This window comes from Mycobacterium sp. NGS15 (assembly GCF_059813245.1).
Genome location: NZ_JCALEF010000006.1, coordinates 434,115 through 446,795, shown reverse-complemented (window position 1 = coordinate 446,795; position 12,681 = coordinate 434,115). Strand labels below are relative to the sequence as shown.

The window sequence follows — 12,681 nt, the reverse complement described above, 5'->3', positions numbered from 1 at the left end:
GACTGACCAATGGCCCTTTTCCTAGACGGCCCACTGCCGCTTGAGGACACCATCGCGTTCGTCCAGAACGTTCCACTGCCGTCGAACAACCAGTTCACGCAGATGATGCCCTCCAAGGAGTACGCCACCGACGAGATCGACTTCGCGACCATCACGAAGACGAACCGTGCCGCCAAGTTCCGAAACTGGGACGGCTCGTTCTGGATCGCACCGCGCGACACCGGATCTGAGAAGCGCGTCCGCATGCTGCCCTTGGGTGGCCAGCTCTCGGTCGGCGAGTACGAACGGCGTCAGATCGAAATGGCCCGCTACGGCGGCACCATTCAGAGCGTCCTGGTCGACGCGATCTACAACGACCTGGAGAACCTGACGCGCTACGCGCAGAACCGCGTCGAGCTCGCCTGGGGCGACGTCCTGACCGATGGTGTGCTCACCATCAACGAGAATGGCGTTCAACAGCAGGTCGACTACGGCATCCCCGCCGGCCAGCTGGTCACGCCGGCGACCCTGTGGTCCAACCACGCCACCTCGACACCGCTGAGCGACCTGATCGCCTGGACTGGTGTCTACTCGGGCGTCAACGGCTCCCCGCACGGGCAGTTCAAGACCTCCACCGCGGTGATTCAGCACCTCATGCAGAACACCCAGCTGATCAACGCGATCAAGGGCGCCAACACCGGCGCCACCTGGGTGTCGATCAACGAGATCAACGCCTTCTTGGGCGGTTTCGGCATCCCGCCGTTCATCGTCCCTCTCGACGGGCAGCCGGGCGGATCGATCTACGCCTCCAGCTTCGACGTGGACGGTGTGACTACTCCGGCGTTCGCCACCAACAAGCTGGCATTCCTGCCGGGTGATCTGGGCTCGCTCGGTTTCACCGCGTGGGGCACCCCGACCACCTCTCTTGAGCTGAGCGCCAACAACGTTCAGGTCCAGGTCGCCGCGGGCCTGATCGGCATCCTGGTCCGCGAGGAGCAGCCCCCGTTCCGCAAGACCACGTTCGTAGACGGCGTGGTGCTGCCGGTGCTGGCCGATCCGCGCAAGATCCTGGTCGCGACGGTGCTGTGATGGCAGTCGTCGGAGACTACGCCCTGCATCTGCAGGACGCGAAGGGCAACTTCCATTCGTTCCTGCCGGGACAGAAGGTGCCCGGGTGGGTGGCCGATCTTGTCACCAATCCGCTCGCGCTGGTTGGTGATCCACAGGATGCCGGGAGCGACCCGGACGAAGGTGGCCCCGACAATGTGCAGCCCTCGGCGCCGGTCGCCCCGACAGGCCCAGATGGCGGACAACCTGCCGCACCGGTCGAGCCGGGCCCCGTCGTGGATGGCCCGGACGCAGGACAGGGCGGGGGACAACCCTCCGCCCCCAACGCTGCAGCCGAACCACCGCCGCAGGCCGGTACCGGGTCCGGCCGTGATGCCTGGGCGCAGTACGCCACCGCTCAGGGTGTCACCGTCCTGGAAGAGTGGAGACGCGATCAGATCATCGAGGCTTGCCGCGAGGCGGGCATCGCCCTCTGATGGACGATCCCGTGGCCCCGGCGAAGTTCGCCTCGGTGGACGACGTCACCTCCCGGTTCGAGAAGATATTCCCCTCGGACCGGGAGGGCTGGGTCCAGCTGCGCATCGAAGACGTCGAGGCCGAACTCATGGCCCGAGTCCCGTCGCTGCGCGTGCCGGTCGCCGAGATCGTCGCGGATCGACTACGCCAGGTCAAACGCCTTGTAGCCGACAAGGTACTGGAGCTGTACCGCAACCCGGATGGTGCCAGTCAGGTATCCCAGACCATGGAGCAGGACAGCATGTCGCGGTCCTACTCGCGGGACACCTACCGCGGCAAGATCGCCTTCACTGACGACGAACTCGATTCAGTCAGGCTCAAGACCAAGCGCCCGCGTTTCGGCACCATCTCGGTGGCCCCACCCCCGTGGTCGGCGCAATGTCGCTGAACATCACCGACTACCAGACGGTCATCCCCACCCGGGTGGTCGATGAGGCGAACAACACCAGAAGCCCTCTGCCCGCGATTGACGTTGTGGCATTCCTGGAAGAGCCGCAGGTGTTCGCGGACTCGCAGGGAAAACGGTTTGTGCAGAACGGGATTCTGCGCGTACGCCGCAGCAGTGACCTAACGGTCGGCGACGAAGTTCCCCTGCCCGAGGGGATCTTCGGTGTTGTCGGCGCCCCGACGGGCAACCGCAATCACTGCCTGACCGGCGCCGACTTCGGCTGGACCCGGTACAAGATCCGCAGGGGAGGCTGACATGGAAATCAAGCTCGACCCCGCCCCCAACCCGGCAATCACCAACGCCCTGAACGGCACCGAGATGCGCCGAAGCCTGGAGACGGTCATCCATACCGCCCAGATGCTCTACCAGGCCAAGGTCGCCAAACGCAGCGGCGCACTGGCGGCCACCGCGCGCACCTCGGTACACCGCGGCGGCATCAAGGAAGACCGGCTCGTCGCCGACCTGATCGTCGGCGGCCAAGGCCCACGCGGGACCGCCGACTACAGCCCTTCGCACGAGTTCGGCACCGAAGAGCAGCACGGCCAGAACGATGCGGCCCGGCTGGCCGGTGAGGCCCCGATCGATGAGCATCCCGGTGCGCACGATCTCAACTGGGTACTCGCGGAGCTGCATCAGTGGTGAGTTTCCCGTCGTGGTGGAAGGGCGGTTACCCCGACGTCGAGAAGCTGCTCACCGACTCTCTTCTGCAGCCCCAGCTTTCCGACACCAACGTCACCTACTGGCTTCCCTCGAACGCCCTGGAGCAGATCCAGGCCGGCGTGGCATTCCTGCGTGTGCGCCGCATCGGTGGGCGCATCAACACAGACGAGAAGCGCGACGAACCCGTAGTGCAGTTCGCCGCCCTCACCAAGTCTCGCGACAGCTCCTATGAGCTCATCGAGTTCGTCCGCAGCGGCGTACTCGAGTCCTTCCTGGACGCGGTCGCGATCGTTCCGGGAACCCCACACAAACTGGGCTGTGAGGGCGAAATTGTTGGCCCGCAGTCCATCCCGGAACCCATCAGGGACGAACGTCTCGTCCCTGCGACCTTCGTACTCCACACCTGGAAGCCGAAGGGTCTTCCGAATTACCGACAGGCCCTCGGCCTCTAAACCGAAAGGTAATCACCATGTCCATCAACTTCCAGCTAGGTCAGTCCGACCTGGAACTTGCCGGTTGCGACAGCCGGGTTCTACTGGCGCCGTACGTCGGCACCCCGCCGCTGACCTCCCTCGAAGATATCGCCACCGGTGGTATCGACCTGGCCAAGATCGGCAACGGCTCTCGATACGCCACGGTCGGCAACTACGAGAAGAAAGCCGGCGTCAAGCTGTCCAACAAGCCCAACATCAGCGATGTGATGTCGGCGGGCAAGGGCTCGCCCACGCGCCAGCTGCCCACCGATGCCAAGAAGGGCATCACCTACACCCCGCAGGAGATGAAGCTCATCAACCTGCAGAACGCGTGGGGCTTCCTGCCCGACGCCGTCTCGGCGCCGTCGGCCAAGGGCGGAATCACGATCGGCATCCCCGAGCTGCCCGCCAACATTCTGTGGCGCACGGTGCTGCTTGCCTGGGATTCGTTCAACGGCAAGGACGTCTGGATGTACTGGATCTGCAACAAGGCCAATGTCGGTGATCGCGACGACATCAACGCCCACGAAGACGGCAACGTCATCACCCACGGCGTCGGCCTGAACTTCCAGTCCGATCCGATCGTCGGCCTGCCGGTCATCTTCGGTATGTGCGGCGAGGGCTTCAAGGATCTGATGGCCGCCACCGACTCCGGTGGGCTGTACCCGCCGATCACCGGCATCACCGTGACCCCGGCGACCGCGAACCTGACCGTGACCGCCGGAGCCAACCACACCAAGCAGCTGGCGGTCCTGGACTCCAACGGGCTGGACCGCACGGCGTTGGCCACCTTCAACTCCGATGCCATCGCCAAGGCGACCGTGGACGCCCTGGGCAAGATCACCGCCGTGTCCGCCGGGTCGGCCAACGTCTCGGCCAGCTACGGCGGCTTCACCGCCACCTGCGCGGCCACCGTCTCCTAACCCACCTCAAGGCCACCCACCTCCACCGAAAGCGGTTGGGGTGGGTGGCCTTTGGCATATCTGAAAGGCAGCAGAAATGGCACAGAAGAAAACCCAAGCCCGTGCGGCGGCAAGGACCAGAGCCGCATCCGGGCGCTACCTGGAGCTGATTCAGGAAGTCGAAGCACCCACGCCCTACGAGATCGCCGATGGGCTCATCATCGACCCGCCCTCAAAGCCCATGGCCGACAAGCTCAACGATGCCCAATACCGGATGGCTGTGGCCAACGCGATGACGCAAACCATGCTGGGAAACGCCGCCGACTACACCAAGGAGTACTTCGAGCAGGTCCGGGAGATGTCTGAGAAGGCCGTCGAGGACTACAACGACGCGTTCTTCAACGGCAAGTACAACGACGTGCAGGAGTTCTTCACCGGCCAGAGCAACGAGCACTGGAACGCCTTCGTCACCGACTACAAAGCCCGGATGTGGCCCAAGGAGCCTGAGAGCAACGGCATCTGCGCGACATGCGGGCATGACCCCAACTCGGAGGCAGCCCCTTTAGAGCCCGCGTCCTTGAGCTAGTCGACTGGTACTGGGACGCAATCGAGAAGGATTTCGCCGGAATTTGTTGGGATGCCATGGATTACTTCCGTGGCCTCAAGTCCTGGCGGCAGTTCGGCAACATCTGCACGAAGTTCGCCAACGAAGAGGGCACCTATCTGCGGGCAGCGCAGCTCAAAGACCCCCGCCACCTGGCCAAGTTCCAGGCGCAGTACGAGCAAGCCCGTATCTCTACCGAGCCGTACCGCCCCCAGCTGGAGGGGCGTACCGCGCTGGTATCGGAAATTTCGGCTCTACGCAACGACTTACGTCGCGTCCATGGCTTGCCCCGTCTGGAGGGCCCGAAGACGCCGATGGACGAGGTCGCCGAACGCAAGAAGGAATACAGCAACAGGCGCATGGACGCCGCGCTGGGCTATGGGGATGAGGAGGTGAGCTGATAGGTGACCGAGTACTCGGCAGGTGAGGCCAAACTCCGCGTCGCTCCTGACGCCTCTGAGTTCAAGGCCAAGCTCGAAGCGGACATGCGCAAGATCCGCGCCGAGTTCACGGTCAACGTCAACGCGGCCACCGCGCAGGCGCGCGCCGACATCGAGCGGTTCCGGGACACCCAGGAGCGGGGCGCCATCAGGGTCGGGGTGGATGCCAGCCTGGGGCAGGCCCAAGCCGATATGCGGCGCTTCCGCGCCGAGCAGGAGGCCAACCGCGTCACCGTACGCGTGGACGCCGACACCCGCGGTGCCCGCCGGGAGATTGAGGAGCTGCGCCGCAGCGTCACCCACGGGTCCCTGGGCTCTGCGTTCGCCTGGAACGCCGGGGCAGCGGGCCTGTCCCTGTTGCCCTCGGCCGCCACGGGCCTGGTGTCGCTGGCCGGCGCTCTGCAGCAGGTCGCCCAATCGGGCCTAGCGGTGCCCGGCATTCTCGGTGGCGTCGGCGCCTCGGTCGGCACACTGGTGCTCGGGCTCTCGGGTGTCAAAGACGCCTACACCGCGGCCGCTGATGCCGCAGGCAAGTTCGGCGCCGACGGCGCCCAGCAGTCCCAACAGGCCACCGCGGCAGCCAACGCGCTGCGCAACGCCGTCTACGACGAGGCGCGCGCGCAACGCGATGTCGCACAAGCACGCAAGGACGCCCGCCAGCAGCTCCAAGACCTGAACCTCGAGCTGCGTGGCGGCCGGATCAGCGAGGCGCAGGCCGTCCTGTCCGCGCAGCGGGCACGCCGCGACCTGCAGTCCGGACAGTACAAAGATGCCCTGGACTATCAGGAAGCCCAGCTGCGGGTGGTCGAGGCCGACCAGCGCGTCATGGAGACCCGCGCCCGTAACGCCGAGCTGCAGGACAAGACCAACGACGCCAACACCAAGGGCGTCGAGAACTCCGACCTCGTGGTCGACGCCCAGGAGCGCCTGGTGCGCGCACACCAGGGCACCCAGCAGGCCCAGGCCGCCTCCATCGCATCGACCGTGGCGGCCGCCGCGGCCCTGAACAACCTGGCGCCCAACGCCGCCGAGTTCGTCAAGACGCTCGTCGGTATGCGTGAGCAGTTCCGCGGTCTGCGCACCGACGTGCAGCAGGCACTGTTCGCCGGCCTGTCCGACGAGATCAAGACGCTAGTCGACAACGACCTGCCGATCCTGGACCGCGGGCTCACCAACGTGGCCACGGGCATCAACCAGAATTTCGCCCAGCTGCTGCGCTCGCTGGGTTCTGAACAATCCCAGGGACTTCTCGACCGGTTACTTGGGAACACCGGCGAGGCGCAGAAGCGATTCACCGCCGCGATCGATCCGATCGTGCACTCGATCGGGATCCTGACCGCAGGCTCCTCAGACGCCCTGCCCCGCATCGCCGATGGCATCGGCAAGGTCGCCGAACGCATCGACAACTTCATTACCGAGGCCGACAAGGACGGCCGGCTCGCGAAGTGGATCGATGAGGGCATCGACGGCTTCACCAGCATGGGCAACACCGTGCTCAACGTCGGCGGCATCTTCGCCGCACTGACGAAAGCCGCTGGCGGCGGCGGACTTCTGGGAACCCTGGAGCAGAACTCCAAACGGCTATCGGAGTTCCTGAACTCCACCAAGGGCCAGGACCAGCTGCGCAAATTCTTCGCAGATGCCCGCGCCGAGCTCGACAAATGGGCACCCATCCTGCGGGACCTGCCCGGGATGATCTCGGGCGTCGTGTCCGGCGCGCAGGAAGGCGCCGGGGTAGTGCTCGGTGTGCTGCGCCCGATCACTGCGATCTTGGGCGAGCACCCTCAGCTGGTCAAAGACATCGCGCTGGCGTTCCTGATCTGGAAGACCGTTCCGCCGCTGGTCGGTGGCGTCACCAACGCCCTTGGCGCACTCTCGCGCGGCATCACCGAGGTCGGTACCGGATTCTCGGGCACTCGCGACAACATCACCCGCGGCATGGATGCGGTGGACAAGAAGTTCGATGCCGCCGGCAGTGAGCGCGGCGGCGCGCGGCGCTTCTCCAAGGCGCTCGCCGGAATCTCGGCCGCAGGCGGCCCACTATCGCTGCTCGTGACCGCCGGCATACCGCTCGTGGCGCAGTTCGTCACCCGCATCACCCAGGACATGGACAACGCCGCCGATCACATCAAGGCCGTCAACGAAGAGGCCAAGAGCCTGATCGGCACCCTGGAGACGGTCACCAACCTCACCGGAACGGCTACCCGAAAGGCTTTGGCGGATAAGTTCCAGAGCGCCCAGGGTGGACCCGGTAAGGGGCTCGGTGGCGACGCCCTTAATGCCGCCAAGCTGCTCGGCATCGGCGGGCCGGATCAGCGCGACGTCATCACCGCGGCGCTGCCCGGCGGCAACACACAGTACGACCAGGTCATGGGCCCGATTCGCGACAAGGTGCGCCCCGCCGTGCAGGACTTCATCAAGAGCCAGGGCCTCACACTCGGCCAAGGCAAGCTGCAGGGGATTGACGAAAACACCATCGTTGATGCCTGGCTGGGCGTGCCGGAAGCACTCGAGAAGGTCACCAATGCAAAGGAGCTGGGCCAGAACATCATCCAGCTCGGCACGCTGCAGAGCCAGGTGGAGAATCTTGGCCAAGCCGACCCGACCTTCCTGGCATCCCTACTCGGCCAGCGACTCAACTTCGAGCGCAGCGGGGCTGGGGGAGCGGTCAGTAAGGCGCAGTCCTCCCAGGCTGCCGCCACGCCGCAGCCGCGCCTCAAGCCCGAGTTCACGAGCCAGTTCCCGGGCGCCGTGGTCAACTCCGATGGCACGACCACGACGATCGTCTCCACCATCCCACCGAACGCTGGAATGGGTCTGAGTGAGCAATCGCAAGCCACACAAGGTGTTCCACCGAACCAGGACAAGTGGACCTACCGGCTCTCACCGGAGGATGCTCGCCGCCTGACATTCGAGAAGGGCGGCTTCACACCCGGCCATACCGGTACCGGTCCCAGTGGCGGGCATGTCGCCGAAGTGCACAAGAAGGAGTTCGTCGTCAGCGAGCGCGGCACCGCGAACGTGCCCGCACCGTTCCTGCATGCCCTCAACGCGGGCATCGTGGACCCGACACTGCTGCCGAAGTACGACCAGGGCGGATACGTTGACCCGGAGGGCAATCCGATCGTGCAGGGCCCGCCTCCGGGTGCGGCACCCGTGGCGCCGATCGCGCCCGCTCCCACAGGCGGTGGACTGCTGTCGGCGGTCGGAACAGCGGTCAATGGCATTTCGGGCCCGATCAACACTGTCACGGGGGCGCTCGGGAACCTCGGTGGCGGCAAGGGCGCGCAGAGCGTCCAGATCCCTGGTCTCGGATTATCCATTCCCACTGGTGGTTTCACCGCACCCACACTCGAATCCTGGATGCCCTGGCTGCCCAAGCCCGGCCAGGACATGTCCACCTGGAACCCGTTCGCGGGCGCGCCGGACAAGATCCAGCCGCAAAACATCGCCTTCAAGGGCGCCTCAATCCTGTTGCAGACCGGCATCCTGGGCGGCCTGGGGCTGGACAACTCCATCCTGTCGCAGAACAACCCCTACAACCAGGCAGCGCAGAAGAGCGCCCAGTTCTATCTGGACAAGTTCAGCGGCAGCGGGGGACAAGCCGATGCCGGCGTGGCGGCGGTGATCGATGCTGCCAATAGCGGAGCGCCCCAGTTGCCCTCGGCAACCGGGCAACCGGTCCCGGGCGCCGATGGCACGTTCAGCCCGGCAGCAATGCGCGCGATCCAGTACGCCCAGCAGCACGCGGTCGGCCAGAAGTACGTCTATGGCGGTACCGGAGCGCAGCAATACGAGGGCGGCCCCGGTGGCTATGACTGCTCGGGCATCGCATCAGCGGTTTACGCCGCATCCAAGGGATTGCCGCAGGGGCAGCGCTACTTCACCACCGAATCCGACTTCTCCGCCATGGGATTCCTGCCCGGATACAAGGCCGGCGAGCTGAACATCGGTGTGATGCGCGGCGGGGGCGGCCCCAACTCGCACATGGCCCTGACGCTGCCCAACGGCATCAAGGTCGAGTCTGGGGGCGCGGCCGATGCCACCCAGTACGGCGGAGCGGCCAAGGGGGCCGCCGACTTCGCGCTGCAATGGCACCTGCCCGTTTCCTCGGACACCAAGGGGTCGGTACCCGGCTTGTACGACATTGGTGGCTGGCTGCAGCCGGGGCTGTCGATGGTGATGAACAAGACCAGCGCCCCGGAGCCGGTGCTCAACGCTCAGCAGTGGAGCACCGCGTCCAAGGCGATCGACATGGTGAGTTCGTCGCGTCCGACGCCGCCGCAGCCACCCATGGGCGGAGCCCAGGGCGGTATCAGCAGTGGCGGTATCGCCGGTGGTGGCATCCAGCCGTACAACCCGACACAGAAGCCCGCGTCGTCCCCGCCATCCGCGGCGCCGCAGTCGCCGACGAGTCCGCAATCTCCGACCGAGGGGCAGCCCGAGCAGGTGCCGGCGCAGTCGCAGCCCACGTTCGCCCCCGGTGTTGTCGGCGCCGCGCCATCGAGCCTGAACCACAATCTGCAGGCCATCGATACGGCGATCACATCGACGGCCTCCACTCTCGGAAACCTCGCGTCCTCAGCGCTATCTGGTGCTGGCGGCGGCATGGGGATGGGCGGGGCCGGTGCTATGGCCGGTCAGATGGTCTCAGGCCTGATTCAGCAGGGCGGCAAGATCGCGAAAAACGTGGCCAATGTCGGCTCCTCGCTGCTTGTCGGCTCGGTGCCCGGTTCCAACGGCACCACCGACCGCGCCTACGGGGAGCTGCTGCGCCCGGTGCAGAACGCACCCATTACCGCACCCACGTACGCCCCGAGCTACCACGTCTCGGGGAACTACGAGCTGCGCTCGGCGATGGATCAGTTGGAGCTCAAGGAAAAAGTGAACGCACAAGCACAATTGGCGAATAAGCCATGAGGCGCCAAACCGACATCATCGATGTGATCGGCGTCAACGGCGACTTCTGCCGGATCTCGCCGCCCGGGTTCTCCTGGGGGCCCGAGCTGGCTCCGGGATCGACCGGCCTGTATGACATGCCGATCCAGACCAACTGGGGTAGTTACGGATTCGGCCAGTTCTTCCAGTCCTGGAAGCCCAAGCGCCGCGACGTGGTGTGGACCGTGCACATCATGAACCCCGAGACCGGGACGATGATCGATCAGAGCGATGACCTGTGGCATCTGATCTATTCGCGGTGGAAGGCGATGTTCTCCCCGGCGCTGGAGGCCAGGATCCTCTACACCTCGTTCGATGGTGAACGCCGCCTGGGCATCCGCAACCTGGACTCCCCGAAGCCGTTCACCGCACAGAGCTTTGAGGGTAAGGACCCCAAGCTGTTCACCTACGGATCGGTCGTGATGACCACCGCCTGCGAGCTGCCGTTCTATGTTGGGGCTTCTGAGCGGTTCGCCTGGGAAACCGACACTCCCGGTAACTACTGGTTCAAGCTGCCGTTCTACAACCCGTGCCCCGTGGACGTCTGGCCGCAATGGGACCTGACGGGAGGGGCCAAGTACCAGCTGCCGGACTACTCGTTCGGCAGCCAGGCCTACGGGCGCGGTATCGCCGACCTCGGCAAGACCATGCCGCTGGCGCAGCTGATGAACGCCGAGGACTTGCAGATCTTCACCCGACCTGACCTGGAGACCTTCGTCACCAGCCTGGAGACCCAATTCGCGGGCCGCAACGCGGGCAAGGACTTCGAGTATCCGATCGCACCGGGGGCGGGTTCCTCTGAAGGTGAGGGCAGCGACAACCCTGGCTGCATCGTGCGCGCCAATGTCACCAACCCTGAGGGCGCACGTGTGGAGCTGACGTTGCCGCGCTGGTACGACGAGCCGTTCAGTACACCGAGGGTTGTGTGAGCACAGCCCTGGCCGCGCGGCTATCGCAGTCGCGCGCTACGTGCACGCAGATCAGGTCCGACCGCAAGGCCCTGCAGCGCGCGCAGACCGAGGTCACGATCTACAAGAACGACCCCACAGGCAAGCCCGGCCTGATCTTCGTGGGCCGCGTGCACATCATGGAGCCGACTAAGTACCAGTTCCCCAAGAAGGGCAACGTCTCAGCCTCAGGCTATTTCGAGCTGCGGGCGAGCCATTACATCGCCAAATTCATTGCCTCGGTGCCGAACAACCCGAACGAGTGCAAGAACATCATCATCCGGGTCGACAAGTTCGGCGGCAAGTGGCGCTGGACCGGCTTCATGCACCACTGGAAGGTCGAGACCCGAAACGGTGTCGACTACATCTCGGCGTTCTTCAACGACGACATGCAGTACCCCCAGTTCATTTTGGCGCCACCGAATCCGGCCCTACCGATCCCACTTTTTCAGTTCCCCAGGGATGGATTCATATATGCCCCCGGGGTCTGGTCCATCTCAACAGTGTTCCTGCTCAATCTCATTCGTAACCAAGCACCGATCTACCACCTGCCAGATGACCCCTGGAGCATCGAGGGCTGGACCCAACCGCTGGACTGCCGCAACTGGCAGGTACACATCAAATGCAAGCCGTTCCTCACCGATTCATCGCTGTGGAACGTCATCGCCTACCGGATGAACACCATCGACTCGGTGATCGCCGCGGGGCTCGATGACGGGCAGCTGTGCCTGGACTACCGCCGCTACTTCACCGCCGAGGGCGAGATGGGCACCGACATGTTCGGTCAGCCCGTGGCCAACGGTGCACTGGTCTTCGAGGTCTTCAACCGCTCCGGATTCGCCCTCCCGGGTGGCACATTCATGAACGGCACCGCCGCCGGCGGGCTGGCGCGCTCGGTCATCCAGTGGGGCTCGGGCTTCATCGAGGACAGCTTCGAACAGGTCAGCGACGACGAAACCCTCTACCCCGACGAGTACTGGCAGTCCGGATTCCTCGGCAACTTCGCCACCGCACCGGCCCTGGCCATCCGCGACTCCTGGTGGAACGACCTGCAATCGGTGGTCACCCATTCACCGGCCACCGCGGTCAGCGGCGTGGTCGGCGGCGACAACCCCACCGCGGACGCGATCGTCAAACTCCTGATCGAGGCCACAGGCAACCTCATCGGTTTCTTCTTTCTCGGTGGCTTCGACTCCCTGGGCGACATCGCCAGCGATGTCATCATGCCGTTCCTGGTCGGCACCATCTTGGCCTGGGACGAATGGAAGAACACCAGCCGCGCCACCAATCTCGGCTGGGCGCACCTGTTCGAGGTGTACAACTCCGGCGCCGAACAGAACGCGTGGAGCCTGGCAGCAGTGGCCGCGATGCGCGGCCTGTTCAAGGCCACCGACGCCGAGACCAGCCACACCATGGTCATCGATGAATCCACCTGGGTCCTGCCCGGCGTGCACTGCCAGATGAAGGACCGCGTCGCCTCCAGCGCCGGCGCACTGCAGCGCCTCGGCATCGACATGATGTTCATCAACCAGATTGAGGAACAGATCCTCTCGGGCGACGACACCGGCAAGAGCGAGTTCCTCATGAAGTGCGGCCAGAACAAGGCCTCACTGAGCACAGGGGAGCGGTTCTCCCAAATGCTCAAGAACGCACTCGACCGTATCGCCGACATCGGCTTCCATCTCGTCTCGTGAAAAACACAGCAG

Annotated in this window: 12 protein-coding genes; all 12 read left to right on the top strand. The window is 65.0% G+C overall.

Annotation, left to right across the window (positions count from 1 at the left end; translation table 11 throughout):
- Positions 1-9 precede the first annotated feature (9 nt).
- The 12 genes from AC5Y5C_RS19855 to AC5Y5C_RS19800 all read left to right on the top strand — a co-directional run bounded on the left by AC5Y5C_RS19855 (position 10) and on the right by AC5Y5C_RS19800 (position 12,669).
- On the top strand, positions 10-1,068 hold the full coding sequence (locus tag AC5Y5C_RS19855; RefSeq protein ID WP_499975584.1) for a major capsid protein: 1,059 nt from the start codon (positions 10-12) through the stop codon (positions 1,066-1,068).
- Positions 1,068-1,523, top strand: coding sequence for a hypothetical protein (locus tag AC5Y5C_RS19850; RefSeq protein ID WP_499975581.1), 456 nt, complete (start codon positions 1,068-1,070; stop codon positions 1,521-1,523). The genes AC5Y5C_RS19855 and AC5Y5C_RS19850 overlap by 1 nt, the downstream gene beginning before the upstream one ends.
- On the top strand, positions 1,523-1,951 hold the full coding sequence (locus AC5Y5C_RS19845; protein ID WP_499975580.1) for a hypothetical protein: 429 nt from the start codon (positions 1,523-1,525) through the stop codon (positions 1,949-1,951). The genes AC5Y5C_RS19850 and AC5Y5C_RS19845 overlap by 1 nt, the downstream gene beginning before the upstream one ends.
- Complete coding sequence (locus AC5Y5C_RS19840; RefSeq protein WP_499975578.1) at positions 1,942-2,265, top strand: hypothetical protein; 324 nt, start codon at positions 1,942-1,944, stop codon at positions 2,263-2,265. Before AC5Y5C_RS19845 ends, AC5Y5C_RS19840 begins: the two co-directional genes overlap by 10 nt.
- A 1-nt stretch (position 2,266) precedes the next feature.
- Positions 2,267-2,653, top strand: coding sequence for a hypothetical protein (locus AC5Y5C_RS19835; RefSeq protein ID WP_499975576.1), 387 nt, complete (start codon positions 2,267-2,269; stop codon positions 2,651-2,653).
- Complete coding sequence (locus AC5Y5C_RS19830; RefSeq protein WP_499975574.1) at positions 2,647-3,123, top strand: phage tail termination protein; 477 nt, start codon at positions 2,647-2,649, stop codon at positions 3,121-3,123. The genes AC5Y5C_RS19835 and AC5Y5C_RS19830 overlap by 7 nt, the downstream gene beginning before the upstream one ends.
- A gap of 17 nt (positions 3,124-3,140) precedes the next feature.
- The gene (locus AC5Y5C_RS19825) at positions 3,141-4,067 is read left to right on the top strand and encodes an Ig-like domain-containing protein (protein WP_499975571.1); all 927 of its coding nucleotides are present in this window, start codon (positions 3,141-3,143) and stop codon (positions 4,065-4,067) included.
- 76 nt (positions 4,068-4,143) lie between these two features.
- Entirely contained in the window at positions 4,144-4,632 is a 489-nt protein-coding gene (locus tag AC5Y5C_RS19820) for a hypothetical protein (protein ID WP_499975569.1), read from the top strand.
- 56 nt (positions 4,633-4,688) lie between these two features.
- Complete coding sequence (locus AC5Y5C_RS19815; RefSeq protein ID WP_499975566.1) at positions 4,689-5,051, top strand: hypothetical protein; 363 nt, start codon at positions 4,689-4,691, stop codon at positions 5,049-5,051.
- Between the two features lie 3 nt (positions 5,052-5,054).
- Positions 5,055-10,010: a hypothetical protein gene (locus tag AC5Y5C_RS19810; RefSeq protein ID WP_499975564.1), complete on the top strand. Its 4,956-nt coding sequence runs from the start codon at positions 5,055-5,057 to the stop codon at positions 10,008-10,010.
- A complete protein-coding gene (locus tag AC5Y5C_RS19805) occupies positions 10,007-10,957 on the top strand; it encodes a hypothetical protein (protein WP_499975563.1) in 951 nt (316 codons plus the stop codon). The genes AC5Y5C_RS19810 and AC5Y5C_RS19805 overlap by 4 nt, the downstream gene beginning before the upstream one ends.
- On the top strand, positions 10,954-12,669 hold the full coding sequence (locus AC5Y5C_RS19800; protein ID WP_499975562.1) for a Gp37-like protein: 1,716 nt from the start codon (positions 10,954-10,956) through the stop codon (positions 12,667-12,669). The genes AC5Y5C_RS19805 and AC5Y5C_RS19800 overlap by 4 nt, the downstream gene beginning before the upstream one ends.
- Positions 12,670-12,681 lie beyond the last annotated feature (12 nt).